This is a genomic window from Peribacillus phoenicis, assembly GCF_047238085.1.
In the GTDB taxonomy this organism is placed as follows: Bacteria; Bacillota; Bacilli; order Bacillales; family DSM-1321; genus Peribacillus.
In genome coordinates, this window is record NZ_JBDFMF010000001.1 from 4,841,263 (window position 1) to 4,867,281 (window position 26,019).

At 42.1% G+C, this 26,019-nt stretch carries 28 protein-coding genes and 1 riboswitch; of the genes, 1 reads left to right on the plus strand and 27 read right to left on the minus strand.

Annotated features, from left to right (window positions below; translation table 11 throughout):
* Positions 1-141 precede the first annotated feature (141 nt).
* The 7 genes from ABC374_RS24030 to secA all read right to left on the minus strand — a co-directional run bounded on the left by ABC374_RS24030 (position 142) and on the right by secA (position 8,682).
* Positions 142-1,536, minus strand: coding sequence for a murein hydrolase activator EnvC family protein (locus ABC374_RS24030; protein ID WP_413019965.1), 1,395 nt, complete (start codon positions 1,534-1,536; stop codon positions 142-144).
* Positions 1,537-1,630: 94 nt separating this feature from the next.
* Entirely contained in the window at positions 1,631-2,524 is an 894-nt protein-coding gene (gene ftsX, locus ABC374_RS24035) for a permease-like cell division protein FtsX (RefSeq protein ID WP_350300559.1), read from the minus strand.
* Positions 2,514-3,200 (minus strand): cell division ATP-binding protein FtsE, encoded by a 687-nt coding sequence (gene ftsE / locus ABC374_RS24040; RefSeq protein WP_061141190.1) that lies wholly within the window; start codon positions 3,198-3,200, stop codon positions 2,514-2,516. Before ftsE ends, ftsX begins: the two co-directional genes overlap by 11 nt.
* Before the next feature lie 293 nt (positions 3,201-3,493).
* The gene (cccB, locus tag ABC374_RS24045) at positions 3,494-3,835 is read right to left on the minus strand and encodes a cytochrome c551 (protein WP_350300560.1); all 342 of its coding nucleotides are present in this window, start codon (positions 3,833-3,835) and stop codon (positions 3,494-3,496) included.
* A 49-nt stretch (positions 3,836-3,884) separates the two neighbouring features.
* Positions 3,885-4,748 (minus strand): YitT family protein, encoded by an 864-nt coding sequence (locus ABC374_RS24050; RefSeq protein WP_350300561.1) that lies wholly within the window; start codon positions 4,746-4,748, stop codon positions 3,885-3,887.
* A 151-nt stretch (positions 4,749-4,899) separates the two neighbouring features.
* Positions 4,900-5,998, minus strand: a protein-coding gene (gene prfB / locus ABC374_RS24055) for a peptide chain release factor 2 (protein WP_241663251.1) whose coding sequence is annotated in 2 segments (ribosomal slippage) — positions 4,900-5,934 and positions 5,936-5,998 — 1,098 coding nt in all. Because the reading frame shifts where the segments join, the coding sequence is not laid out codon by codon here.
* Positions 5,999-6,168: 170 nt separating this feature from the next.
* Positions 6,169-8,682, minus strand: coding sequence for a preprotein translocase subunit SecA (secA, locus tag ABC374_RS24060; protein ID WP_413019967.1), 2,514 nt, complete (start codon positions 8,680-8,682; stop codon positions 6,169-6,171).
* Positions 8,683-9,099: 417 nt separating this feature from the next.
* Between secA and ABC374_RS24065 the strand changes: the two genes are divergently transcribed.
* A complete protein-coding gene (locus ABC374_RS24065) occupies positions 9,100-9,423 on the plus strand; it encodes a helix-turn-helix domain-containing protein (RefSeq protein WP_063233922.1) in 324 nt (107 codons plus the stop codon).
* A gap of 149 nt (positions 9,424-9,572) precedes the next feature.
* On the opposite strand, the gene ABC374_RS24070 is transcribed toward ABC374_RS24065, so the two are convergent.
* The 20 genes from ABC374_RS24070 to ABC374_RS24165 form a co-directional block, all read right to left on the minus strand.
* Positions 9,573-9,713, minus strand: coding sequence for an anti-repressor SinI family protein (locus ABC374_RS24070; protein ID WP_230176152.1), 141 nt, complete (start codon positions 9,711-9,713; stop codon positions 9,573-9,575).
* A gap of 31 nt (positions 9,714-9,744) precedes the next feature.
* A riboswitch (cyclic di-GMP riboswitch) is annotated at positions 9,745-9,830 on the minus strand.
* A gap of 660 nt (positions 9,831-10,490) precedes the next feature.
* A complete protein-coding gene (hpf, locus tag ABC374_RS24075; protein ID WP_214750236.1) occupies positions 10,491-11,048 on the minus strand; it encodes a ribosome hibernation-promoting factor, HPF/YfiA family in 558 nt (185 codons plus the stop codon).
* 252 nt (positions 11,049-11,300) lie between these two features.
* A complete protein-coding gene (gene fliT, locus ABC374_RS24080) occupies positions 11,301-11,645 on the minus strand; it encodes a flagellar protein FliT (RefSeq protein WP_413019969.1) in 345 nt (114 codons plus the stop codon).
* Positions 11,645-12,046, minus strand: coding sequence for a flagellar export chaperone FliS (fliS, locus tag ABC374_RS24085; RefSeq protein WP_350300564.1), 402 nt, complete (start codon positions 12,044-12,046; stop codon positions 11,645-11,647). Before fliS ends, fliT begins: the two co-directional genes overlap by 1 nt.
* Positions 12,047-12,070: 24 nt before the next feature.
* Positions 12,071-13,582, minus strand: a complete 1,512-nt coding sequence (locus ABC374_RS24090) for a flagellar hook-associated protein 2 (protein WP_413019970.1) — start codon at positions 13,580-13,582, stop codon at positions 12,071-12,073.
* 14 nt (positions 13,583-13,596) lie between these two features.
* Positions 13,597-13,956, minus strand: coding sequence for a flagellar protein FlaG (gene flaG, locus ABC374_RS24095; RefSeq protein WP_413019971.1), 360 nt, complete (start codon positions 13,954-13,956; stop codon positions 13,597-13,599).
* 1,022 nt (positions 13,957-14,978) lie between these two features.
* Complete coding sequence (locus ABC374_RS24100) at positions 14,979-15,113, minus strand: flagellin (RefSeq protein ID WP_413019973.1); 135 nt, start codon at positions 15,111-15,113, stop codon at positions 14,979-14,981.
* Between the two features lie 325 nt (positions 15,114-15,438).
* Positions 15,439-16,587 (minus strand): flagellin N-terminal helical domain-containing protein, encoded by a 1,149-nt coding sequence (locus tag ABC374_RS24105; RefSeq protein ID WP_413019974.1) that lies wholly within the window; start codon positions 16,585-16,587, stop codon positions 15,439-15,441.
* A gap of 138 nt (positions 16,588-16,725) precedes the next feature.
* Positions 16,726-16,959 (minus strand): carbon storage regulator CsrA, encoded by a 234-nt coding sequence (csrA, locus tag ABC374_RS24110; protein WP_413020433.1) that lies wholly within the window; start codon positions 16,957-16,959, stop codon positions 16,726-16,728.
* On the minus strand, positions 16,959-17,402 hold the full coding sequence (fliW, locus tag ABC374_RS24115; RefSeq protein WP_413019975.1) for a flagellar assembly protein FliW: 444 nt from the start codon (positions 17,400-17,402) through the stop codon (positions 16,959-16,961). Before fliW ends, csrA begins: the two co-directional genes overlap by 1 nt.
* An 8-nt stretch (positions 17,403-17,410) precedes the next feature.
* Positions 17,411-17,992 (minus strand): DUF6470 family protein, encoded by a 582-nt coding sequence (locus ABC374_RS24120; RefSeq protein ID WP_413019977.1) that lies wholly within the window; start codon positions 17,990-17,992, stop codon positions 17,411-17,413.
* Between the two features lie 41 nt (positions 17,993-18,033).
* A complete protein-coding gene (flgL, locus tag ABC374_RS24125; RefSeq protein ID WP_413019978.1) occupies positions 18,034-18,912 on the minus strand; it encodes a flagellar hook-associated protein FlgL in 879 nt (292 codons plus the stop codon).
* Positions 18,913-18,927: 15 nt separating this feature from the next.
* Entirely contained in the window at positions 18,928-20,487 is a 1,560-nt protein-coding gene (gene flgK / locus ABC374_RS24130) for a flagellar hook-associated protein FlgK (protein WP_413019980.1), read from the minus strand.
* 30 nt (positions 20,488-20,517) lie between these two features.
* Positions 20,518-21,006, minus strand: a complete 489-nt coding sequence (locus tag ABC374_RS24135) for a flagellar protein FlgN (RefSeq protein WP_413019981.1) — start codon at positions 21,004-21,006, stop codon at positions 20,518-20,520.
* Positions 21,007-21,082: 76 nt separating this feature from the next.
* The gene (gene flgM, locus ABC374_RS24140) at positions 21,083-21,346 is read right to left on the minus strand and encodes a flagellar biosynthesis anti-sigma factor FlgM (RefSeq protein WP_063595755.1); all 264 of its coding nucleotides are present in this window, start codon (positions 21,344-21,346) and stop codon (positions 21,083-21,085) included.
* A gap of 218 nt (positions 21,347-21,564) precedes the next feature.
* Positions 21,565-21,984, minus strand: coding sequence for a TIGR03826 family flagellar region protein (locus ABC374_RS24145; RefSeq protein WP_413019982.1), 420 nt, complete (start codon positions 21,982-21,984; stop codon positions 21,565-21,567).
* Positions 21,985-22,082: 98 nt separating this feature from the next.
* Positions 22,083-22,775, minus strand: coding sequence for a ComFC family protein (locus ABC374_RS24150; RefSeq protein WP_413019983.1), 693 nt, complete (start codon positions 22,773-22,775; stop codon positions 22,083-22,085).
* On the minus strand, positions 22,768-24,159 hold the full coding sequence (locus ABC374_RS24155) for an ATP-dependent helicase ComFA (RefSeq protein ID WP_413020434.1): 1,392 nt from the start codon (positions 24,157-24,159) through the stop codon (positions 22,768-22,770). The genes ABC374_RS24150 and ABC374_RS24155 overlap by 8 nt, the downstream gene beginning before the upstream one ends.
* A gap of 122 nt (positions 24,160-24,281) precedes the next feature.
* Positions 24,282-25,124: a DegV family protein gene (locus ABC374_RS24160; protein ID WP_413019984.1), complete on the minus strand. Its 843-nt coding sequence runs from the start codon at positions 25,122-25,124 to the stop codon at positions 24,282-24,284.
* 191 nt (positions 25,125-25,315) lie between these two features.
* Positions 25,316-25,999: a response regulator gene (locus tag ABC374_RS24165; protein WP_350300631.1), complete on the minus strand. Its 684-nt coding sequence runs from the start codon at positions 25,997-25,999 to the stop codon at positions 25,316-25,318.
* Positions 26,000-26,019: the final 20 nt, after the last annotated feature.

The window sequence follows — 26,019 nt, forward strand, 5'->3', positions numbered from 1 at the left end:
TTATCCCCATTTCTGACCTGATATGTATTTCACTATATGAGGCGAATGGAAGAAATATGCTTATAGAATATGGTGACACTACACAAAAAAAAACAGACCAGGAATTTATCCTGATCTGTTTTTCCGTTCATATATTGGGTATTAATTAGGTATATAGTTTAATGGATTAACAGCATTTGACTTGCTATAATTCCATGCGCCTTTATGTAGCTCAAAGTGTAAATGCTGACCGAATGAATGTCCTGTGTTACCCATGATGCCAATTTGTTGACCTTTGGCAACTACAGCACCTTCGCTTGCTTGTCTCGAACTTAAGTGTGCATACACAGTAGTCCATTGCTGACCGCCGATCGAATGGGTGACGAAGATGACGTTACCGTATGAACTTGAGAAGTAAGAACGGCTTACGACTCCGTCGGCTGCAGCTACAATTGGAACCGTTCCGCTAGCAGCGATGTCGATGCCGGCATGCTGTTTATTCCATCGTTCACCCATTGTTGAAGATACATATCCTGCACTTGGTCTAGTGAAAGTACCCGATGATACTGCAGGCGTAGGCGCTGGCGCTTGACTTACATTAGACGAAGGTTGTGAAGATGATGATGAACTGTTGCTTTTTGCACTATATCCTGAAGAAGTGGATTGTTTTTTTGATTCGGATGCTTGTGATGCTGCTTGTGCAGCCGCTTGTGCAGCTTCTTGCTCTGCACGTTTTTTCGCTTCAGCTGCCGCTTTTTTACGCGCTGCTTCCAATTCGGCTTGACGTTGATGCTCTAAGCTGATGGCAGATTTGATGGCTTTTTCTTGAGCAGCAAGATTCGCTTTTTCTTCCTCTAGACCCATCTTCTCATGTTCATGCTTTTCAGTTTGTTGTTTTAATTTCTTAACTAAAGCATCCTTTTCTTGCTTCTGTTGTTTTTGTTGCTTTTGAATTTCCAATAGTTCAGCTTTTGCCACTTCTAAACTGGCAAGCTTCGTTTCAACAGCATTTTGCTTTTCTTCCAGATCCTTTTTATCCAGCTCATGCTGCTTTAAAATATCACGGTCCGCTTCAGCGATTGTCGCTACAGCTCCGACACGGTCAACTAAATCCCCAAAACTGGATGATCCAAATAATACTTCAAGGTAGTTCACGTCCCCGCCAGTCTCCTGGAAAGAAAGTGCCCTTTCCTTCAATACTTCATTACGTTTGGCGATCCGCTCTTTTAATACTTTAATCTCTTCTTTCAATGCCTCGATTTCTTTTTTCGTTTGTGTAATTTCAGCATTTTTAGCATCGATTTTTTTTGCGGACTCTGCAATTTTCGCTTCAATGGCAGCGATTTGGTCTTCTGCTGTCATTTGCTTATCCTGCAGGTTATCGATTTTCTTTTCCGTGTCAGAAATATTCGATTCAACACCCGAACGTTTTTCCTGGATGGATTCTTTCTGTTTTTCTAAGTCCGAAATCGACTCAGCATAAACCGAAGGTGCCGCTAGAATGCTTCCCAACCCGATCATGATGGAGGCATTCATGGCAATGATATTTTTTTTCACGTTTCATTTCCCCTTTCAACCCGTTACATCCGTGCCTTGTAACGTCTCTCTATTTATGTCTGGCTACTTTTGGCTTTCGAGCAAAGATACACTTTTATACTTTCAGGAACTTCCTGACGGACATCAAGCTGCCCCATATGCCGATAACGGCTCCAATTACGATGAGGATGGCCGAAACTTGATAAATAAACGGATTTGCAGGCAGGAAATCGATGAATTTGAACGTAATCTGCGGTGCTGCATATTTATAGAGATTGTAGTAGAGTACTGCAATCAGACCTATCGGAATGATGGAACCGAGGACTCCCAACCACAGTCCCTCCAAGAAGAATGGCCAACGGATGAATGTATTCGTTGCTCCTACCAATCTCATGATCTCAATTTCTTTTCTTCTGGCTACAATGGTAATTTTAATCGTATTCGAAATCAGGAACATTGCAGTAAATAGTAATCCTACAATAAGTACGATCCCTATGTTTCTAGCAATATTAACAAAGCTGAATAGTTTCTCGACGTAGCCTTGTCCATATTTAACACTTTGGATATACTCCATACCTTCGATTTTTTTTGCCACCTTGATGACATCTTGCGGAGATTTCGTTTTGATAACATAAACGTCCCTTAATGGGTTATCCTGTTCAAATGGTTTAAACGCCTCACCATTATCTCCTAAATCATCTATTAAATTAGTAAGCTCTTCGTCTTTTGGAGAGAAAATCACTGATTCAATGCCGTTTATCTCCATAATTTGCTTACCAATAGTTTTTATATCGTCATCATTCGCCGCATTATCAATATGTGCACGAACTTCGACATCTTTCTCCACATTTCCCGCGATATGATTTAAATTCATCATGAGCACTAAAAAGACGCCAACCAAAGTTAGAGTGACCGTTACTGCACTGACTGAAGCAAACGTCATCCAACCATTACGGCCAATATTTTTAAAACTTTCACGGAAGTGACGGAGCAATGTTCTAAATTTCATATCCGTAATCACCTCGATGTTCATCGCGAACTATTTTTCCACTTTCAATGGCAATGACACGTCGTTTAATATTGTTGACGATGTCCCTATTATGAGTTGCCATGACAAGTGTAGTTCCGCGTTTATTAATTTCTTCGAATATGTTCATGATTTCCCATGATGTTTCGGGATCAAGATTACCTGTAGGCTCGTCGGCTATGACTACCTTGGGATCATTGACGATCGAACGGGCTATTGCAACCCTTTGCTGTTCCCCGCCAGATAACTCGGAAGGAAGCATTCTTGCTTTATGTTTAATGCCGACCAGATCAAGGACTTCCATGACTCTCTTTTTGATTTCTTCTGGTTCCTTTTCAATAACTTCCATGGCAAAAGCAACATTTTCATATGCAGTGAATGTTTGAAGGAGTTTAAAATCTTGGAATACCATACCGATATTACGGCGGAATAGAGGAACTTTCGAATTGCGGATACTTGGCAGGCTAAGGCCATTGACCAAAATATTACCGCTTGTAGGCTTTTCTTCCCTATACATCATTTTGATGAAGGTCGATTTTCCGGCACCGCTCGGACCCACTACATAAACGAACTCGCCTGGCTTTATTTTCACATTGATTCCATTAATGGCAATTACGCCATTTGGATATGTCTTTTTCACATCTATCATTTCTATCATTCTAAAACCACCTAATTTGCTTGGATTATCACTATGTATCAACAGCTTTTCGACAATTTTCACTGAAATCTGACAGGAATCTCTCTTACTTGAGCACAGAAACATTATAACATCATATTTTGTCAAATTAAGCATAAAAAATATTACAGTTTCATTTCAGTTAGACATATATCAACATCTATGTAATAATTCCAGGATTCGATTGCTTGAAAAGGGGGTTAAATGTGAGTTGTTTCGAGGTTTTAAAGGAGGCTAAATGAAACGTCCTGCTAAGCAGAACGTTTCGTCAATCATTACTTATGTCCAGCAAGCCATTCAGCGACCATGCTTGCTTCCTTGCCCTGGATTATACCTGGTGGCATTCCACCTTGGCCATTCGCTATGACTTTTTCAATATCTGCTTTTGATAGCTTGGAACCGACCTTCGTTAAATTCGGTCCCACGCCTCCTTCAAGATTCACTGCATGACAACTTGAACATTTGTTTTCATAAATTTTTGCGGCATCACCGGCACCTGCCGTAGTCGTTTCATTATTTTCACTTGCAGGCTCTTTATCTGCAGCATCATCGTTCCCACCGCATGCAGCCAAGGCCAAAGAAGTACCCAAAACTAAGGCGAACCACTTCATTTTCATTGAATTTACCCCCTCTGATTTATACCAGCACAAGAACATTATACCAATTTCAATCCAGTTTAAAACCCTCCCCAAGTACCTCCGATGCGTCCATTACAATTACAAACGCTTTAGGGTCAACGAGTTTCACCAATTGTTTCAATTTGGTGAATTCCGACTGGTCTATTACGCACATCAAAATTGGACGAGTATCATCCGTATAGCCGCCATACCCGGATATGCCTGTCACACCCCGGTCCAGCTCATGTATGATAGCATCCCTTACTTCCATTTCTTTATTCGTGATGATCAGTGACATCTTCGAACGGTTCAATCCAATCTGGACGAGGTCGATCGTCTTGCTTGTCACATACAATCCAATCAATGCATAAAGCCCTTTTTCAATATCGAAAACGATGGCAGCACTTAAAACGATGATTCCATCAATGACTGCCACACAGGTTCCCAATGACAGATGGGTATACTTATGGAAAATCTGTGCCGCCAAATCGGTCCCCCCTGTGGAACCCTTCCCGCGAAAGACGATTCCCAGCCCAAGTCCGACCATCATCCCCCCGCAAATCGAACCAAGCAATGCATCATTCGTCCAAGCATCCCAATCCTTTGTCAGAAATACCACTAATGGCAGAAACAGGGTTCCGATCAGGCTTTTGGCTCCGAAATGTCTTCCAAGGATAATAAGCCCCGCAATGAACAAAGGGATATTAAAACCCCAAAGAACGTAGGCTGGCTCCCAACCGAGAGTTGAATCGAGAATCGTGCTAATCCCGCTGACCCCGCCAGATGCGACCTGGTTAGGCAGTAAGAATACATTAAAACCAATGGCAATTATGGATGAACCGACAATCACCAATCCATACTCCGTTAACTTTTGAATTAAAGGGTGCCTCTGCTCCCGGTATCTTTTCTTCATTTTGCATAAGTCTCCTCGAACCATCATTATTATCTAGTATTGGCCGAACGAGGTAGAGCATCCCTTTTCAATCCTGTAAATGTCAGCCAGAAGATTCATTAAAAAAGGGAAAAAAAAGCCGGACCGGGGAAACCGGTCCGACTGGCTGATCTTATAATTTTGAACGCAAGTACGCATCAATGAACATATCGATATCGCCATCCATGACAGCTCCCAAGTTTCCGGTCTCCGCACTGGTACGGTGATCTTTAACCATGGAATACGGGTGGAAAACATAAGAACGAATTTGGCTTCCCCAGCCAATTTCCTTTTGCTCACCACGGATTTCATCCAATTCCGCTTGTTGCTGCTCAATTTCACGTTGATACAATTTGGCTTTCAGCATATTCATGGCCTGGGCCTTGTTTTTGATTTGAGATCTCTCGTTTTGGCACGTTACCACGGTGTTCGTAGGTATATGGGTGATCCGGACTGCCGAGTCAGTTGTATTGATATGCTGACCACCTGCACCACTTGCCCGGTACGTATCTATTTTCAAATCTTCCGTGCGTACTTCTATATTGATCGTATCATCGAATTCTGGCATGACTTCACATGAAACGAATGAAGTATGGCGTCGTCCTGAGGAATCGAAAGGAGAAATACGGACAAGACGGTGTACCCCTTTTTCCGCTTTCAAATAACCATAGGCGTTATGGCCTTTGAAAATTAAAGTGACACTCTTGATCCCAGCTTCATCACCTGGAAGGTAATCAAGGGTTTCCACTTTAAAGCCTCTTTTTTCACCCCATCTTGTATACATGCGCAGCAGCATGGAACCCCAATCCTGGGACTCCGTTCCGCCAGCACCAGGATGCAGTTCAAGAATGGCATTTTTCGAGTCATATTCTTCACTTAGTAAAAGTTGAAGTTCAAAGTCATTCATCTTTTGTGCAAGAACCGTGATCTCTTCTTCCAGCTCCGCTAAAAGTTCTTGATCATTCTCCTCTTTCACTAATTCATATGTCAAATCCAGATTTTCATATGATTCATTCAGGTCGGACAATTGATTGACTTGTTCTTTTAAAGCATTCGTTTCATTGATGACAGTTTGTGCTTTTTGCTGATCATTCCAAAAATCGGGATGTGTCATCTCATTTTCTAGCTGTGCGATTCGTGCCTCTTTTTCATCTAAGTCAAAGAGACCCCCTAAAGTCCGTTAATCGTTGCGCTGTCCGTTCAAGTTCATTTCTAATTTCTGCTAATTCCATTTCTCTTCACCTCATTAAGTATGTTAAAAAAAATCCCTGAAGAGGGATTCCCTTCATTACAAATAAATCTCTCCAAACTATATGCAAAAGTATTGCTTTATGCAAACAAAACATGAAAAGAGGCGGCAAGCCTTACACTTAACCGTCCCATAATCATTATACACCTAACTTTAGCCTAAATTGCCATGGCAATTCTTATATTTTTTACCGCTGCCGCATGGGCATAACGCGTTTCGGCCAACGTCTTCCTTTTTACGTGCAGGGGCTTTTTTCACTTTTCCCCCGTCTTCTTCCTTCGGATTGACCGCTTGTCCTTTTATGACTTCCTTGCGTTCCAAATTGTTGCGGATTTCGGCCTTCATGATGTATTTTGCGACTTCATCCTCCATTGAAGCAATCATCGCTTCAAACATCGCGAAACCTTCTGATTGATATTCACGAAGCGGATCGATCTGGCCATAAGCACGAAGGTGGATCCCTTGGCGCAATTGCTCCATCGCATCAATATGGTCCATCCACTTACTATCGACTGCACGAAGAACGATTACTTTTTCGAATTCACGCATTTGTTCTTCAGATAGCTCTTCTTCTTTTTGGTCATAGCTTTCTTTCACTTTTGCTAAAATGAACTCAACCAATTCCGATTCATTTTTCCCTTCCAAATCAGCTACAGTGATTGAACCTTCATTGAATAGGTTACCATTCAGGTAATCGACAAGGCCTTGTAAATTCCAGCCTTCCTCATCGCCCATTGGTGCAAACGCGACAACATTTCGCTGGATGGATGCCGTGATCATCGTTTCGACGATTTCACGTAAGTTCTCACTTTCCATGACATCGAAACGCTGTTTATAAATAATTTCCCGTTGTTGACGGAGAACATCGTCATACTGCAGTAATTGCTTACGTGAATCGAAGTTATTGCCTTCGACCCGTTTCTGTGCGGATTCAACGGCCCTTGTCACCATTTTACTTTGAATTGGCTGGGAATCATCCATACCAAGGCGTGCCATCATGTTTTTCATGTTATCCGAACCAAAGCGGCGCATCAATTCATCTTCCATTGATAAATAGAATTGAGTGACCCCTGGATCTCCCTGACGGCCGGACCGACCACGCAGCTGGTTATCTATACGCCTGCTTTCATGACGTTCCGTACCGATGACAGCAAGGCCCCCAAGCTCCTTGACACCTTCACCAAGCTTGATATCCGTACCGCGCCCTGCCATGTTCGTAGCGATCGTAACTGATCCTTGATTACCTGCATTCGCAATGATTTCCGCTTCACGCTCATGGTTCTTGGCATTCAAAACATCGTGAGGGATTCCTTTTTTGGATAAATAGGCAGATATGACTTCAGATGTTTCGATGGCAACCGTACCGACAAGCACAGGCTGACCCTTTGTATAGCGTTCGGCGATGTCTTCCACAACAGCCTTGAATTTCCCATCGGTTGTCGCGTATATAAGATCTGCCCTGTCGTCCCTGATGATATTCCTGTTTGTCGGTATCGCAATGACATTCATATTATAAATATTGCGGAATTCCTCTTCTTCCGTTTTGGCTGTACCGGTCATACCTGAAAGCTTTTCATACATCCTGAAATAGTTCTGGAATGTAATCGTCGCAAGAGTCATGCTTTCATTTTGAATTTCAAGTCCTTCTTTCGCTTCGATCGCCTGGTGGAGACCTTCACTGTAACGGCGGCCTTTCATCAAACGGCCAGTGAATTGGTCAACGATGACTATCTCGCCTTCCTGGACAACATAATCCACATCCAAATGCATGGAAACATGCGCCTTTAACGCCTGATTGATATGATGATTCAAAGTAACGTGATTAATATCGAATAAATTATCGATATTAAACGCTTTTTCAGCTCGATTCATCCCATCTTCCGTCAGCTGAACACCTTTTGTCTTTTCATCATATGTGTAGTCGGTTTCTTTTTTTAAGGTTCTTACAAACGCATTGGCCTGGATATAAAGCTGAGCCGATTTTTGTGCCGAACCGGAAATGATCAATGGCGTTCTTGCCTCATCGATCAAAATCGAATCGACCTCATCAATGACGGCGAAGTGCAGCGGGCGCTGTACCATTTGTTCTTTATATAACACCATATTGTCACGAAGATAATCAAAACCTAACTCATTATTCGTACTGTACGTAATGTCAGCATTATACGCCGCCTGCTTTTCTTCTTTAGAATGACTGTTCAAATTCAATCCGACGGTCAAACCAAGGAAATCATACAATACGCCCATCTCGGTGGCATCACGGTGTGCCAAGTATTCATTGACAGTAACGACATGTACACCTTTACCGGTAAGCGCGTTTAAATAAACCGGCATCGTGGATGTTAAGGTTTTACCTTCCCCTGTTTTCATCTCGGAGATATTTCCATCATGAAGTGATGCCCCACCCATGATTTGAACACGGTAAGGATATAAGCCCAGAGCACGCTTTGCCCCTTCACGTGCAACCGCAAAAGCCTCAACAAGCAAATCATCAACGGTTTCCCCATTTTGATAACGCTCTTTAAACTCACCCGTTTTGGCACGCAACTGTTCATCCGATAACGCTGCCGTCCCATCAGCCAGCGCTTCGACCTGATCGGCGATTTTTTCTAAACGTTTGATTTCTCGCTTATTCGGATCAAAAACTTTATTTAATATATTAAGCATTCAATAACGCTCCTCTATTATGGTAATGATCGTTCAATGACAAAATTCATATAAGTAAGAAGAAACACACTTCTATTATTACTAATGCACGCTTAATTTTACCACTTCTATCATAGAGGTACAACTTCATGTCACTTCCCTGGTATAGACCTGAATTCAATTCTTGCGAAAAACAATGGATAAATGAGGAGTAAAACTGTTAAAATAGAAGGAAGTATAAAAAATATGTTGCAAATTCCCCACTATTCCATGTGTAAATGAGAATTATCCATAACCTTCCATCACTAGATGCTGTGTCCTCTCTAGCGATAGCATGTCAAGGTAAGCCAACCTTACAGTCGTCTTGTTTGAATGATAAGATTGGCTACTGACACTTATTAGCGGAAGATAAATAGAACATGTTTCGAGGTGGTATTGATGATTGGTGAACGTGTAAAAAAACTGCGAGAAGAAAAGAAAATGTCGATGACTGAACTTGCCGATAAAGCCGGTGTGGCAAAGTCTTATTTAAGTTCGCTCGAGCGGAACTTACAAACGAATCCTTCTATTCAATTTCTTGAAAAAATCTCCGCCGTACTTAACATTCCTGTTGATGCCCTGCTTTATGATGCACCAAATAAGGAAACCTTGGACACTGACTGGATGAAAATCGTTGAGGAAGCCATGAATTCGGGTGTTTCAAAACAACAATTCAGGGAATTCATCGAGTTTAATAAATGGAGAAAAGATAAAGAAGAGTAGAGTGGGAGTGCACTAGTTTACCTACATAATCCTGAAGAATACAGTTTGAATAAGCTAGACTTGTTAGAATCTCAAGGAAGAATAAACCCTATAAACAACTAATGAATCGAATTACTGTTTATAGGGATGTTCTCGATCTTGTTCGGAAGTTATTTTCCATTGTTCTCCTCTAATGTTACCTCAAGGCTTTCCCGTTTCAAAAAAGCACTGATTTCCTCTTTTTTGAAACCCAAGCTCCTTGCTTCTGAAATCAATTTCACCCATTCTTGATCCATTTCCACATTAGCCACCTCTTCTACCTCCTAAAATACTATTTGTATTTCAGGCAGACCAGCCATCATAGTCTCGAGGACCTTAGACCTGTGCCTTTGCGCCCTCATCTTTCAATAAGTTTGCCTTTGTCGTGGTATTTATTACCAAATACATTACTTATAATCATATTATAACGGATACCCACTCCATATATTGCTATTTTATGTCGGTAATCTACCTAAATGCAAAAACTTTTATCCGACAAAATATTACAATATTAAGAAAATTCAAATTCCAGGTGATTTTTCACAGAATTATTCAATTTCTTTTTTTATAAAATAGTAAATATTACTCTTCTTAATATTCCGTTTCTGTGTATTGATTCTCTCCATAGTAAGTGCATCCAAGGCTTTTTGCGCAGTTAAATCCTCACCGCAGGTCGGGCAAAGCCACTTTCCATATTCCGCACTGCTAAAAGAAGCCCTATGGCAAGTATGGCAATTCTTTCGATACAAGTAATCCAGCCCCTCTGCACCTTAATCAAATTGTTTTTTTATAAAAAACCAATCGTTCTTTTTAAAGAACTTATAATTTGAGTATAGTGCAAAAGAAAGGGGTTATTAAATAGGTAAAACTGACTATTTTTCTTAATAAAGAACAAAATTTGTTCTTTAAAAAGTATTTTTTCATTGATTTGGATTCTCTAGAGAACAAAAGAAGCAATCATTTATTTCCTTTTCAAACAAATTCTATCAACAGGCATTAAAAAAGCACAACCCAAAGGCTGGGCTGTGCTTGTGATCTTAGAATAATAATTAACTAGGTTCAATCAATCCATAGCGTCCATCTTTTCGACGGTACACTACGTTCGTCGTATTAGTATCCGCATTCGTGTAAACGAAGAAACTGTGACCAAGCATATTCATTTGTAAAATCGCTTCTTCACTGTCCATCGGCTTTAAATCAAAGCGCTTATTGCGGACCACTTCAATATCATTATCGTCTTCGAATTCATCCACCACTTCGTCAACTTCCGTATTGAAGGCGAATGCATCTGGTGCAGTCGATAGATTGTTTCGGAACTTGCGATTGACCTTCGTTTTATGTTTACGAATTTGGCGTTCAAGCTTATCATTGATCAAGTCAATGGCAGCATACATATCCGCATTTTCCTCTTCAGCGCGAAGAACCAAATTCTGCATGGGAATCGTCACTTCGACCTTTGATGTATTATTGTTCACTTTTAAATTCACTAACACATTTGCATCTGGTGTATTGTTAAAATATCGTTCTAACTTGCCAATTTTCTTTTCGACGTATTCTCGAATTGCTGGAGTTACCTCAATGTTTTCACCGCGTACGTTGTAATTCATAAAGTGAGTCCTCCTTAAATTAAGACTATACAGTTAGATTCTACAATACCCCTCCGGTTCCTTTTAGAAACACATCATGAAATATGTCGAAATAATGAAACAATTGTCGGAAGGTTTGGAAAGGGTTGATGTCTGCCCTAGCTTCATTATATCAAATGCTATGCTATAAAGAAAAAATTAAGCCTATTTTATTTACAGAAAATTTAAAAATAATTAACATAAAAACCGTTTGGAATCCAAACGGTTGCGTAATCAGTTTCTTTTATCGTAGAACATACCATCAACTGATAGACTTTCATACGGGTTCGTGTATTTATTGGATGATTTTTTCTTCTTATTTATTTCCTGGATATCCCGCTGTATCTCCTGCTTTTGGAGCTTCAGCAAGTGATCGACCTGTTGGTTAAGCAACATTGCTGCACGGCCCAGCTGCTGCTCTTCAGCAGTAAAAGGCGGTTTGATTTGAGAAAGAAGTCCATCTCGCTGATCGATCAGCTGTGTGATCCTTTCTATTTTATCATCACGCTCTGTGATCGTATGATCTTCCAGAACGGCAAGTAATTCAGCAGTCATATCATGAAAGGTTCTAATCACCATTACACTTGACCGCTTTGGGTGAATTGTTTTTTCCGATTGATTTGAATTACTTCTTTCCAAGTATTCCGGAACTCAGTAACAAGTCCCTCCACTTCTTCCAAGGCAGCAACATCATTTTTCAGATTCGCTTCTATCAGACGCCGGTTCATGAAATCATACAGACTCATCATATCTTTGGATACATCCGCATCCATATTCAGCGTCACCATCAATTCATGGACAATGTTTTGCGCCTTAATGATGTTCGTATTCCTCGCTTCGATATTTCCTGCTTCAATGGCTTTCTTCCCAAGCATGATGAACTTCAAACAGCCATTATAAAGCATTAATGTAAGCTCACCCGGGGATGCTGTATTGACTGAATTTTGCTGATACGATTGATATGGATTATTTATCGCCATATTTAACTTCCTTTCTGACTTACCTTAACTAAAATAAGAAGCTAACGATGCACTTTGGCTGTTTGCCTTTTGAATCGCTTTTTCCATCGCCGTGAACTGGTTGTAATAACGTGATTCCAATTTCGTTAACTTTGCTTCAAATGTTGAAATCCGGGTATCCAATCCATTAACCAGCTTCCCGATGGTAAACGAGTTATTAACATATCCGGCTTTCCCGGCCTTTTCCGTTATCGTTTTCATTGAAGATTGTATATCATCCCGCAAACGGCGAGCGAGACCTTTTTCGCTCTTTTCCGTACCATCAGCCATGAACATATTATAAATCGCATTGGGATCCTCACTAATGGCTGCCCGGAGCTTGTCCTCATCAATCGTTAATTTACCGCCCTCCAAATAATTCTTGGTCGTGGTGATTCCCAAACTGCTGAGACTGTTTTTTCCTGTGATTCCATCCACCGAGGTGTATAGGGATGACCTCATTGTGGTCAGGAGGCTTTTTAATGTCGAATCGCTTTTTAACGTTCCGCTCTTTGCTTTTTCTTCCCACAGCTTCACTTCATCCTCTGTCATTGCCTTCTTTTGCTCCGAGGTAAGCGGGGTAAAGGAGCGATATTTCGCTTCACCCGTTTTATCTTGAACCTTTTTAATGATTTCATTGTATTTATTCACAAACTGTGTGATCGTGTCTAAGATGGCATCCACATCAGCTGTTGATGAGAATGTTACTGTATCCGTCGTTTTTTGCTTTATCGTTATTTCCGCTCCATTAATCTGAAACGTATTCGAGGGCCGGGAAATGTCCAGGCCATTATAAGTAATCGATGCATTTTCCCCTATTGTACCGCCAGTCCCTTCATTGTTACTGCTCATTTTTAGCGTATTGAAGAAATCTCCGGTACCCCCTAATTCAATTTCAGGGCGATCTTTCACATCACCTGTATTTTTAGCAGTGATGGAAAACTTTTGCGAATTTTCATCAAAAAATAGAGTCACTCCCGAGTTGGCATTAATTTTATTGATAACACTCTCTAACGTATCATCCGCATTAAGGGTAAGCGTATAAGGTTTTTCTACTGTTATCCCATCTTTTACTTCCGTATCAAAACCGCCATCTTTATTGATGGCCAGTATCGTAATATCTTGAGGTGTCGTAATACCCAATTCAGACAGTTTCTTTTTAGGGTCAGTAACAGCCGATTTTTCCGTACTGGTCATACTCGCTGCTTTGGCAAGTCCATTCACTTTAATATTTCCAGTGAAATCACTTGCTGAATTCACATTTTTAACGGATACGGCATCTGAATTCGATACCGATACTACCTTTTTAATGAAGGAAGACTTTTTCCCAATCCCATCACGAATGAGCGTATCCAATTCTGATAAAGCTGTATTTATCGAGCGGTAATCATCACGCTGCCACTCGGAATACTGCTTTTTCTGTGTCAGTTTATCCAATGGCACCCGTTCCGCCTGCATCATGCTTTTAACTATTTCATCTATGTCCATTCCACTTGCTAAACCACTGACTCGTACCACAATTGATCACCCGCTTATATTTTTTCATCCACCATGATTCCGACAAACTCCGTCATTGCCGCATAGAAATCCAATAACTTCTTCGGAGGAATTTCCCTGATCGTCTCATCCGTCACGTCATCCACTACCTTGACATAATACTCATTCAGCTTCTCATGATATTCAAAACGAACGGCCGTATGTGTTGGATCCAGGAAGGTGTTCAAACTATCCACCGCTTCCTGAACCTTTTCTTTTGTAGGCTGATTGGATTCCACACTTTGTTCAGAATAGGCAACTGTATTGATTTCTCTTTGATAGTAAGAACTAATTCCCTCTGAGATGGCTGTTCTAAGTTGTGAGGAAAGAATATTCGTGGACAAACTCTCCAGCATTTAAAAAGCCTCCAATATGATATCTTTACTTTTTATATCGGTAATTAAGATTTTATATTTAGTCACTCTTACATTTTGGTTGCATCTGCAGACATTCATTAATGATCCTTTGTTATAAAAGAGATTCTACTAAAAAAACTCCAGAAAAAAATATCTGGAGTTTTTTGGGTTTTTAAATTTTGACCGTTGATTTCCTCTCCAGGCACTCGCATTCCCGCAGGAGTCTCGCACCTTCCGTTCCAATCAACTTTGTTTTAACAGTTAGATTGCTCTTTTTACCTACAGTCTTTTGACCAGATTTTCCATCGAATCTTAATGAGAGATTCAGAAAGAAAACGGATATGTATAAGCATGTATTGCTAACTCCGTACATGAGAAAGCCAGTGGGAATAAGCGGAATGTTGGAAAACCTGAAGACGTTTTAGCAAATGCAGCTTACGAAACACCCACTTTACCCAATACACGCGTCCTCCAACAAAAGAAGGATTCTTTCGAAAGTATGATTATATATACAATAAATATTTCTATAAATGCACAAGCCCAATGAAAAAATAAAAAGGTGTCGGAATGAGACCATTCCGACACCTTTTTATTTACAAACTTAAGACTCCATACAATATCTTAAGTCTTTGAATGAAAACCAGGTAAAGATTAACGTAATAATTGAAGAACGCCTTGTGGTTGTTGGTTCGCTTGCTTTGCGACTATGTCTTTCGAGCATAGAATAGACTATATCTTCACCCTTATCTTTAAGGGGCTGGGCACTTCGAATGGCTTATACCACCCTATGGATTTCATTGTCCTAGCTTTCACCTTAGACTGTATATCCTAGTCGTTGAACCTTCTCCACTCTTTCGAGACAGGAGCTTGGCTGCTGATTATCCATTGTTTCATCCCCATCATTTTCCGACCATCACGCTTACCGTTTCCAGTTACGTTGTGGTTGATGCAGCTTTAGGAAGTTCCAGCAATTCACCCAGTTATACTCTAGCTCGTTACCAAGCTAGACGCCCTTCGATCGATTACCTTAAGAGTTGTAAAACTCCTTGAGGCGTTTGATTGGATTGAGCCAACATTGCTTGTGCTGCTTGAGAAAGAATAGAATTCTTAGTTTGGTTCATCATTTCTTTCGCCATCGTGCGAACATTTACTTTCATAAATGACTAGACTATATCTTCACCCTCAACGTTATTTGTTAGGGGTCGGGCACTTCGGATTCACAATGCTGATGGACATTGTTTCACCTATGGATTTCATCATCATAGCTTTCGCCTTAGATGGTCTATCCTAGTCGTTGAACCTTCTCCACTTTTTCGAGACAGGAGCTTGGCTGCTGATTGCCCAATCTTTTCTTTTTTCACACCGTCACGCTTACCGTTTCCAGTTACGTTGTGGTAAGAAAAGCTATTAGGGGTTTCCAGCAATTCACCCGATAATTCTCACTAACCGTTACCAGCTAGGACGACTGTGCTTGTCGCGGCTCTAGGCAGCTAAAGCATAATCTACGTCACGGATACGAGATTCCGCAGCAGTTAGGTTTTCAGAAGATGTGTTTAAGTTATTAATCGTATGTTCTAAACGGTTTTGAGTTGCCCCTAATTTAGAACGTTCGGCTGATACTTTAGAAATAGCAGAATCAATAACTTTAAGTGCTACGTTTGATTCTCCCTGACTTCCAACTTTAAGGTCTTTAACACCTAAAGCAGAAGAACCCATATCTTTGATTGCTAAGTTAATGTTTTGACCAGTGTTAGCGCCGATTTGGAAGGTAGAAGAACCGTCAGCATGAATGTCGGTAGCTTGAGTAGTTTCACCAAAGCTAGAAAGGGCATTTGTTGCACCCGTCTTAACATTTCCAGAAGCATCCTTAACCGTTACAGTCAACCCGTGAACTGCACCCGTTTTACCTGCTGCTGCTGCAGTTATTTCGACTTGACCATCTGCATTAACTGCTACGTCTGAATCTGCCGCTGTGTTAGCTCCACCGAAAAGTGCCGCAATATCAGTACCTGCCGCAACAGTAATTGTGTCCGTTTTCGTTTTTCCATCAATTACGTAAGAAACGTCAATTTTATCTCCTGCAATAATCCCAAGGTCGTTTCCGTTTTTGTCTTGTAAGCCAACTAATGTGTCAGTACCAACTGCTGCTGCACCTGCTGCTTTTAGAACCCCACCAGTTTGGACATTCTTTGCTGCTGCAGTTGTTTTGTCCATTGAACCGTCTAAAAGGTTCTTTGTATTGAATTGAGTCGTACCTGCAATACGGTCAATTTCTTTACCTAATTGGTCCATTTCATCTTGAATGTTTTTGCGGTCTTCTGCCGTATTTGTATCGTTAGCTGATTGGTTTGCTAACTCACGCTGCCGTTGAAGGATTGAGTGTGTTTCATTGAGTGCACCCTCAGCAGTTTGAATCATAGAGATACCATCTTGTGAGTTACGAGTTGCTTGGTCTAACCCACGAATTTGTCCACGCATTTTTTCAGAGATTGCTAGACCTGCTGCATCATCTCCAGCACGGTTGATACGTAGACCTGAAGCTAATTTCTCCATTGATTTAGATTGGTTTGCTGATGCACTTGATAACTGACGATGCGTGTTAAGTGCTGCGATATTGTGATTGATAATCATTTATGTTTCCTCCTTGAGTCTTTAGTCCCCACGTCCATGTGGTTGTTTACGATGGGCAGTGAATAAGTCGGCCGCCTATTTCACTGCCCATCGTTGTATACTTAATATCGACCTGCTTGGAAACATATTTAGCGGATTTTACGATTTTTTCTTGAAATACTCATTTATGTTTTCCAGAAGGTTGGATTCCGTTTTCACGGCTTCGCTATTTTCCTGCTGGATGGACAGGTAGATTTCCTTCCTATGGATATCGACGTTTTTCGGGGCATTGATACCGAGTTTGATCTGTTCGCCCTCAACGGACAGGATCGTAATTTCGATATCATCGCCAATCATGATTGCTTCATTTTGTTTTCTGGTCAATACGAGCATCATTTTTCCCCCTGTTCTGCTGGAGGTTCAAACAGTCTGTGCTTTGTACGGTATTCACTAGCGGTCATGATAAATTGCTTTCCCGTTTTTTTTGAGCTATTTATGATGATGGGGGCCTGGAGATTCGCCGTCGTTTCATTGAAAGGGTCCTGGATCGTTAAGATGACGAAAGTAATGACTTCCAGTTCCGTTTCTATTTGTAAAGAAGATAATACCTCATCCGTAAGCTTCACTTCGTAATCATGAAACACTTCAAAAGGATTCGTCACAATAAAGGCCAGCTCTTTAGTTTCTGTCGATTGCAGGACGAAAAATGGCGTGTCATCCAAAGCTAGTAAGCAAAACTGTTTTTCTTCTAAAAATCCCGGTATCCCGCTTTCAAATACATAAATCTCTTTCTCTGCCAATTCGATTTCGCCATGAAACTTTGTTTGTAGAATCATCTATGTTTTCACTTCCCTATCTCATCCGGATATAAATTGATGAAATCTATATCCAGCGCATTTTTTCGTAAAATTTCCACTTCCACACTGCCTGGTGTGTATGTATGGTTCGGCCTATTGATTTGAGCATCAATGATCGGTTTTTGAGCGGTTGCTTCAATCTTCACTTGGGCAGGCTGGTAGTCAAGCTTCACGCTGAAATGAGAGGGGATCCAGCCGAGATTGAATCGCTTCTCCGGCCCTTTGCTGTTTGTCTTGGCCTGTTCAGCTAGTGGATTACCGCCTTTTTCAATATGCCTCAACTCCGTCCCCTGCTGGGCACGTCTTGCCATACCCGCCAGCCAATCCTGATATCCCTGCTGCGCAAATTCATCGACTCTTACTGAGAGGCTTTTCAAATCCATGTCTTCCCTTGCTTGTGACTGATCGATCGTCAGCTTGCCTGGTGTCGTTTGAATCTCCAGAATTGCATGCGGCTGTTCGATTGATTGGACCGCTGCCTTCTGTTCGATTTGCTGTACAGGCTGCTCTATATTCAATCCAATCTTCATTGGGGTGGATTGCAATCTAATTTGTGGAATCTGCATCATCAACACTCCTTATAGAAAAAAGCTATCCATTTAAGAATAGCTTAACGAAGAAAATCCAATAAACTCGGCTGCATGATTTTTGCTCCGATACTTAATGCAGCACTATGGACACTTTCCTGGGTCGTCAAATCCATGATCGCTTTTTCGATATCGACATCCTCATTTTTCGAAAGGATTTCAGTGGCAAAAACCTCCTGCTGCTTGAGACGGTCCGTCATCAGCTCAATCCGATTCTGCCTTGCACCAACCTGGGCCTGCATGCCTAAGAAGGTATTTATCGTTGCGTCAAGTCCTTCCAGTGTGCCGCTCACGTCGTCGCCGTTTTCCAGTGCTTCGATTGTTTTGTCGATGCTTCCTCCAGCAGCAAGTGCATCTCCAAAAGTCTTGGAACCATTTGTATTGATTTTAAGGGAAATCCCCGAAAACACTTCAAGGTTTATGTCCCCTGTGCCATACACCGTATTCCCATTTCCGTCTTTAACGGACGATGGTCTCACATTCGTATCCTGACCGTTGAAAATATATTTCCCGCCTATTTGTGTGTCACCGAGAGTTACGAGATGTTCTTTTAATTGCTTGATTTCTTCAGAAATATTTTTCAGTTGTTCGCCTTCATACGTACCATTGCTGCCTTGAACGGTTAATTCACGAATCCGCTGCATGGCGGAAACCGCTTCACTAATGGCATCATCCGTGCTGTCAATCCAATTGGTCGCCTCAGAAATGTTGCTCTGATACTGCCCTATTTGATTGAGGTTTGTCCTGTACCCCATTCCCATCATGGCCGCAACAGGGTTATCGGATGGTTTGGAGAACTTCTTTTGAGTAGATACCTGCTCTTGCAGCTTGGACATCTTTTCGTAACTGCTGCTTAAATTGCTCAGCATATTATTGGTTAGCATCGATTGCGTTACCCGCATATTCGTCTCCTCCTATCATCGGCCTACTGTACCCATTCCGTTTATGATTTTATCGAGCATTTCATCCATCATCGTCATCATTCTTGCAGATGCGTTGTATGCCTGCTGGAATTTGATCATGTCGGTCATTTCTTCATCAAGGGATACGGAACTGACGGACTCCCTATTTTGGTTAACCGATGTAGCAAGCACGACAGAGTTGGAAAGGTTCTTTTGGGCGCTTTGGGAATCCACACCAAGCTTTCCGATGATACCGGAATAATAGGTATCAAAGCTTCCTGTCAATTCCTTTGAATTTTGGTCCTTAGTCGAGTACTCACTGAACGCCTTCTTCTTCAGGTCAGCCAGGAGTTTAGCATTTTCATTATCCCCGGATGCCCCTCCGCTTTTACCGCCTGCGGCAATTTTCGAAGGATCCTTAACGATCTCACTATTCACCCTGATGCTTTGGGCGGCACTTTTACCTGGTTCAAGTTCAAAGAAATTCAATGTTGAAGTGTTGCCATCACCTAAGGCATAACCTTGTTTATGGATGGCATTAAACTCATTCACAAAAGCCGTCGTCATATTATCGAGCTTTTTCAGCATATCAGGATAAGCGCCGCCGATCGTGCCATCAGCCTTCTTATAGCCGAAACTTTTGATCAAGCCGGATAGTTCTCCCGAGAAATTGTAATCCGTCAATGTTTTTGAACCGAACTTCAATCCATCCACCATACCTGTCGTTTTATCATGGCTAACTTCAACTTTTGAAGTTCCCACCATCCCGGTTTGGTTAACACTGACTAGATTGATTGGCGGCACAAAAGACGAACCGTCCTCTTGCATCAATTCGATATTGTATAGCCCTGTGGCCACATCGCTGGCTCTGCCGTAATCCGCCGGAATGACGTTATTCACTTTAATGCTGACAAGCTGTGAGAGATTGTCCACGAGTACATCACGTTTATCGTAAAGGTCATTGGGGATATAACCATGCGGCTCCACTTTGCTGATCTGTTGGTTAAGCTGATCAATACTGCTGATGAGCGTATTGATTTCGTTCGCTTTGACGTTTATCTGGTTGCCGATATCCGTTTGAACGTTCGTTAACGAATTGTAGTAGTAGTTTAAAGTATCCGCGACCATGACGCCCGTCGAGGCAACGACTTCACGCGCCCCGGAGTTTTCCGTATTCGCCGTCAGCCCTTGAAGCGAATTCCAGAACTTCTCCATCGTGGCGGCTAATCCGCTGTCGGTCGGTTCATTCATGATCCCTTCCATTTTCGTCAGGGATTCGCTCATGGCCCCGTAATAACCGATTTTATTACTTTGTGTCCTGTATTGCGCATCCAGGAAACTGTCGCGGATCCGCTGAACCGTTTCAGCTGCCACCCCTGTCCCGATTTGGCCGGCAACGCGCGGGCTGTTCAAACCGACAGTCGGGAAGCCCGACGTCTGGACCAGGTTGACCCGCTGCCTTGAATATCCTAATGTATTGGCATTGGCCACGTTATTTCCTGTTGTATACAAGGCCCCTTGAGAGGTGGATAATCCGCGTTTAGCGGTCTCAAGACCCATAAAGGTTGAAATCATTTGCTCGAACCTCCATCTTTTTTCTGCTTCTTATGCTTTGGAATCAAACATCCCCATGCCGGTTTTTGCCGTTTTCCCGACCGAATCCCCGTAATTCAGGTTCTGGTTCTGCGGCCTCAGCATATCCAAAGAGACATTGATGAATTGAAGGGACTGATAGATCAATTGCTGATTTAAACCGTTCCGCTCCTTCAGCTTTGCCACCTCATCAATCAATTCCGCTTTTAGCATTTCAAGGATTTCCGTTTCTTCAGGTCCTGTCAGTTCCGTTACGGTATGGATGGAAGCAGGCTGTCCCGCCGTTCCGTTGGCTGCAAGAAATTCCTCGACTGCCCTTTCTCTTTCCTTATCCGTCTGACTGATCGCTTTAATATGCTTTTGTTCCGAAATCAGCAGGGCAGTGATCGCCTCGGTATCGTTCGCTTTCAAAATGGCCGTTTTTCTTATCGCCAATTGATTGAAGCTTTTATGAAGCTTGATCAATTTTCCAAGCGATCCGATGATGTTCCGTGCAGACATTATGCTGCCTCCTCACTCATAAATGAAGGACGGAAAATGGCTCCGTCCACTTCATTCAAGCTTTTCCATTGAAAATTCATTTCCGGTAAAAATCGATGAGACCCTTAGCCGTTGCTTGTGCATTCAATTTATAATTTCCTTTTTCAACTTGGATTTTCAATTCGTCCACTTTTGCTTGTCTTGCAGCAAGAATCGGTGATGATTGCTGCATTTCTTTTGCCGCTGAAGAAATTTCAACTTTATCCGAAGATTTGACCTTGGATTCTTTGATATTCCCCGTTTTATTGGCTTGAAGATTATAAGGGTTAACACCTGTCATACCGACGTTATTGATTTTCATATTCCAGATCCTCTCCTTCGGTCGATTTTATAAATCCCATAATGTTTCGATTCCTTAACCATTAAAATAGCTCTGGACTGTGTTATTCTCCCTATCGTTATTATCGACATGGAATGGATTTCTTTAATTGTTTCGTGCAATCTTCCTTCGACACCCATTGTCGAATATTGTTCTCAATATCGAATATCTTAACAAATGCCGCATCATGTTTCCATGATTTATCCTTTTTGATCATCCTTCATGTAGTACGTATTTTTTTTATCATTTCCTTGAATTTCAGTCAGGCGCTTTTCCTCATTTTCAAACGCCTGCAAATCCGTAACGAGTGAATCGCTGCATTTGACGCATAACCTTCCGCTCTTGATGGTAGTGCCACACTTTTCACATGGAATTCCTAGATTGGGAAACTGCGAAATTCTCAGCTTTCCTGTTCTCACAAATTTAATAATTAACGTTTCTTCAACGCCGGTTTCCTTAACCACCTGCGTAATGGACGCCGTTCTATTTATTTTCTTGCGAATATATGCATACACTTTATCATATTTGGCTTCTTCTTCTTTATAACAGGCATCGCATACATCACGGAATTTCGTCATGACGAATAACGAATTACAGCTTGGACAGTTGAATACTTCCATCGAGGCCCCTCCTTCACCATCACAGCGATTATTCTTCAGTACTGTATATATCGAATAATACCGGCGATACTTTAGGATGTTTAAAAAAATAAGCTTTTTCACCTAGCCAAGGTGATGGATGATACTTCTTTGGCCCCAGCCAGTATTAAGGCTTTGGCTGCATGCCTGAGAGTTGTGCCTGTCGTGTAAATGTCATCGATGATCAAAATTGATTTATGCTCCAGCAAATCTGATTGCATGACCTGAAAAACCTGCGGTAATGACATTCTCTCTTGACGTGATTTTTTTGATTGTTTTTCCGTATGGATTCTTGTCAAGATCTCAACCGTCTGAAATCCAAGAAGGTCTGCCAAGGCCTGTCCCTGGTTGAATCCCCGTTCCGTAAGCCGTTCATGACTAAGCGGGATGACCGTTACGAGGTCAAACTCCATGTACTTTAACCTTTCTTTCAAAAAAGGGACGAAAACCTCAGCTAATGCATAATCCCCACGGTACTTATATTTAGCAATAATATCTTTTAAGTATTCATTATAATGAAATAGCGATATGTTCTTCGACAAATAGCCTCCCCATTCCCTATCCCTCTCCCATCTTGAACAATCGAGACAGAGGGCACCTGTAATATGATCCCCACCAAGCTCCCTTGAGCACATTGAACATGTTTCTCCGGTTATTCTATTAAGTTTCCCCTCACATCCTTCACAGATTGCCCTTGCCTCGGCCTGCTTAAGCAGGCTCCTCCATGTCAAAGCTTGCTCCATTCCTTCATCACAAACAAGACATCTATTCATCCAGCAGCCCCCTTTTCATGGCATCTTTATTCATCATTTGTATATGATGAACCGCCTCGGCCATCGCTTTACTTTTACCGTAATGAAAAAAGGTGATCGTCCCGGCAGGGTTAGCAAAGCTTCTCCCTACCCTGCCGGCAATCTGTACGAGGGCACTATCAGAAAACACTTCATGTTCAGCACCGATCACGGCCACTTCCAACCGCTCAATTGTAACGCCGCGTTCGAGGATGGTCGTGGTCAGTAATCCTGGAACCAATCCATTCCTTAATGCCATTACTTTTTCTTTTCGATCAGGGTGCCGGGAATGGACAATCGATAATTTAGGGGACAGCCTTTGAAACAGCGGAATGACCTGCTCCATCACTTCAATGCTTGGAAAAAACAATAAGAAGGGGATGTTCTGCTTAAGGCGTTCACTTACCCATCCATTGATTGCGGGGGGAATCTTTTTTTGAAGAAAGAGTTTTTGCCAGTTGCCGCTCCACTTCATTTCAGGGACAGGGATTGGCTGACGATGGTAACGTGCGGGGATTATGACGGCTTTCAATTTGCCGCTTCGATATAGCCGCTGCATCCGTTTTGAGGGCGTGGCGGTCAAGTAGATGGTTGCCGCAGAAACCTTTTTCGATTTATTAACCGCATAATGCAGCGAATCATCAATTGAATAGGGAAACGCATCGACTTCATCAACGATGATGACATCGAAAGCTTCAATAAAACGGAAAAGCTGATGGGTCGTGGAAACGGTCATTGGCGAAAAACCATGTCGATTTTCACTGCCGGCATAGAGGGTCGTGACTTCAATGGCCGGAAAGGCTTTTTTTAACCTTGGGGAGAGTTCGAGAACGACATCGGTCCGCGGTGTTGCCAAACAAATCCGTTTCCCGGCTTGCAAGGCTGCCTCAATCGCCGGAAATAGGACCTCCGTCTTCCCTGCCCCGCATACAGCCCATACCAGAAATTCACCTTTTCCTTTTACCGCTTCAACGACACAGTCGGAGGCATTTTGTTGACCTGCGGATAAAGTGCCTGTCCAACTCATCACATTGTCAGGAATCGTAAACTGAATGCCTGGACCTGTCCACCTATAAAGCTTTGCACATTCACTGACCCGTCCCATCATGATGCACGAGCGGCAGTAAGTGCAATCTTGATCGCAAATCTTGCAAGGGAAAGTATAAAACAGGGTTTGATCTTTGTTACCGCAGCGCATACAGTGATAACTGCCGTTCCCGGATTGCACGCCGCAAGTTTCCGAGACATACCCATTCTTGAGGTGCTCTGCGAGGAGTTCTTGGGAGAAGGGGATTTCGAAGGCCAAAAGATGTTTTCCAGTGAGATGGTTCTGAAGTTCCGGGGAATAAGGCGGGGAAATTCTCATTTTTTCCAAACTGCAACCTCCATTTCTTGATAAAATACACTCCCCCTTATCATTCGCTTTTAACTCCCAGATTCCTTTTTGTTCATAAAAAAACGCCTTTCACTTAGTAAAGGCGTCACAGCTTAAATTTTATACCAGCCCATCCCCATCGAGCCTTCGCCCAGATGCGTTCCGATTACTGGACCGAAGTAGCTGATGTCGAACTCGACATTCGGGAACCGGGCTTCAAGTTCTGCTTTCCAGTCTTTTGCTTCACTTTCCCGTTTTGCATGAATGATGACGGCTTTATATTTCTCGCCGCTCGCCGCGTCTTCTCCAAGCAAATCGGCAATCCGTTTCATCGCTTTTTTTCTTGTACGGATTTTTTCGAATGGGACGATGACCTTATCAACAAAATGGAGAACCGGCTTCACTTGAAGCAAACTGCCAATCAATGCTTGAGCACTGCTTAAGCGTCCCCCGCGCTGCAAATGGGAAAGGTCATCTGCCATGAAGTACGCCCTGACCGATGGCTTCATCTCTTCAAGCCTGGCCATGATTTCTTCTGCACTTTTATTATCAAGTGCCATCTTTGCCGCCTCGATCACATAAAATCCCTGTACCATGCAGCTGATTTCCGAATCAAAGGCATGAACCTTAATTCCCTCGACCATTTCACCCGCCGATACTGCTCCTTGAAACGTTCCGCTGATGCCGCTCGATAAATGTATGGAAATAACATCATCATATTCTTTTTGCAGTTCCTCGAACTTCTCGACAAATTTCCCGATTGGAGGCTGTGAAGTGGTCGGTAATTTCTCCTGCCTCTTTACTTCCTCATAAAACTCATCCGCAGTAATATCAACTTCCTCCCGGTAAGCTTCATTGGAAAAAATGACATTAAGCGGCATCATATGTATATGTAAACGTTCACGCAATTCCTCAGGTATATATGCAGTGCTATCAGTTACGACTGCGGTTTTCATAATAGTACCATCCTTATAAAAATTTACTTCATATCATACTCACCATTCTATCTGAAAATGCCTTTATTTGCATTAAATTACTTTCTGCATTACCAAAAATATGAATCCAGTTAATCATCCTTCCAACAAAAAAGTCCAGCCCTTCAGCACGCATTGCGGATTCTGAAGAGCCGGACTTATCGATCGTTTTATTACTTCACTTCTACCCAGCCGTTTTTAATAGCTAGGACAACCGCTTGTGTACGGTCATTCACATTCATCTTCTGAAGAATGTTACTCACATGGTTCTTGACTGTTTTTTCACTGATATATAGAGTTTCGCCGATGGCACGGTTGCTTTTCCCATCCGCTAAAAGTTGAAGCACTTCACATTCGCGTCGAGTCAATAGGTGAAGCGGCCTCCTGATTTCAATTGTATGTACGGATTCACGATCCGAACCCTCTTCAGCTGCCAAACGGCGATATTCTTTAACTAAATTATGGGTCACCTTCGGATGAAGGTATGAGCCGCCTTCAGCGACTACACGCACAGCATCAATCAACGCATCTGCGTCCATTTCTTTCAACAGATAGCCTTGTGCTCCTGTTTTCAATGCGTGCTGTACGTAGTTTTCATCATCATGAATGGAAAGGATGATGACTTTTGTTTCAGGGTAACGGTTCACGAGCATTTTTGTCGCTTCGACCCCATTCATGTTCGGCATGTTGATATCCATGATAACAACATCAGGTTTATGTGTTTCAACGAGATCCATAGCTTCACTTCCGTCATCACCCTCGGCAACAACATCAAAGGATGATTCAAAATCTAATATGCGCTTTACGCCTTCACGGAAAAGCTGATGGTCATCGATAATGATGATACTAGTCTTCAACGGCTTCTTCCTCCTAGTTT

Coding starts and splice junctions, on each gene's coding strand:
- ftsX (WP_350300559.1), bottom strand. CDS start 2,524: ATGAAATTTAGAACATTGCTCCGTCACTTCCGTGAAAGTTTTAAAAAT.
- ftsE (WP_061141190.1), bottom strand. CDS start 3,200: ATGATAGAAATGATAGATGTGAAAAAGACATATCCAAATGGCGTAATT.
- cccB (WP_350300560.1), bottom strand. CDS start 3,835: ATGAAAATGAAGTGGTTCGCCTTAGTTTTGGGTACTTCTTTGGCCTTG.
- ABC374_RS24050 (WP_350300561.1), bottom strand. CDS start 4,748: ATGAAGAAAAGATACCGGGAGCAGAGGCACCCTTTAATTCAAAAGTTA.
- secA (WP_413019967.1), bottom strand. CDS start 8,682: ATGCTTAATATATTAAATAAAGTTTTTGATCCGAATAAGCGAGAAATC.
- ABC374_RS24065 (WP_063233922.1), top strand. CDS start 9,100: ATGATTGGTGAACGTGTAAAAAAACTGCGAGAAGAAAAGAAAATGTCG.
- hpf (WP_214750236.1), bottom strand. CDS start 11,048: ATGAATTACAACGTACGCGGTGAAAACATTGAGGTAACTCCAGCAATT.
- fliT (WP_413019969.1), bottom strand. CDS start 11,645: ATGGTGATTAGAACCTTTCATGATATGACTGCTGAATTACTTGCCGTT.
- fliS (WP_350300564.1), bottom strand. CDS start 12,046: ATGGCGATAAATAATCCATATCAATCGTATCAGCAAAATTCAGTCAAT.
- flaG (WP_413019971.1), bottom strand. CDS start 13,956: ATGCTGGAGAGTTTGTCCACGAATATTCTTTCCTCACAACTTAGAACA.
- ABC374_RS24100 (WP_413019973.1), bottom strand. CDS start 15,113: ATGAAAGTAAATGTTCGCACGATGGCGAAAGAAATGATGAACCAAACT.
- ABC374_RS24105 (WP_413019974.1), bottom strand. CDS start 16,587: ATGATTATCAATCACAATATCGCAGCACTTAACACGCATCGTCAGTTA.
- csrA (WP_413020433.1), bottom strand. CDS start 16,959: ATGCTCGTATTGACCAGAAAACAAAATGAAGCAATCATGATTGGCGAT.
- fliW (WP_413019975.1), bottom strand. CDS start 17,402: ATGATTCTACAAACAAAGTTTCATGGCGAAATCGAATTGGCAGAGAAA.
- ABC374_RS24120 (WP_413019977.1), bottom strand. CDS start 17,992: ATGATGCAGATTCCACAAATTAGATTGCAATCCACCCCAATGAAGATT.
- flgL (WP_413019978.1), bottom strand. CDS start 18,912: ATGCGGGTAACGCAATCGATGCTAACCAATAATATGCTGAGCAATTTA.
- flgK (WP_413019980.1), bottom strand. CDS start 20,487: ATGATTTCAACCTTTATGGGTCTTGAGACCGCTAAACGCGGATTATCC.
- ABC374_RS24135 (WP_413019981.1), bottom strand. CDS start 21,006: ATGTCTGCACGGAACATCATCGGATCGCTTGGAAAATTGATCAAGCTT.
- flgM (WP_063595755.1), bottom strand. CDS start 21,346: ATGAAAATCAATAACGTCGGTATGACAGGTGTTAACCCTTATAATCTT.
- ABC374_RS24145 (WP_413019982.1), bottom strand. CDS start 21,984: ATGGAAGTATTCAACTGTCCAAGCTGTAATTCGTTATTCGTCATGACG.
- ABC374_RS24150 (WP_413019983.1), bottom strand. CDS start 22,775: ATGAATAGATGTCTTGTTTGTGATGAAGGAATGGAGCAAGCTTTGACA.
- ABC374_RS24155 (WP_413020434.1), bottom strand. CDS start 24,159: ATGAGAATTTCCCCGCCTTATTCCCCGGAACTTCAGAACCATCTCACT.
- ABC374_RS24160 (WP_413019984.1), bottom strand. CDS start 25,124: ATGAAAACCGCAGTCGTAACTGATAGCACTGCATATATACCTGAGGAA.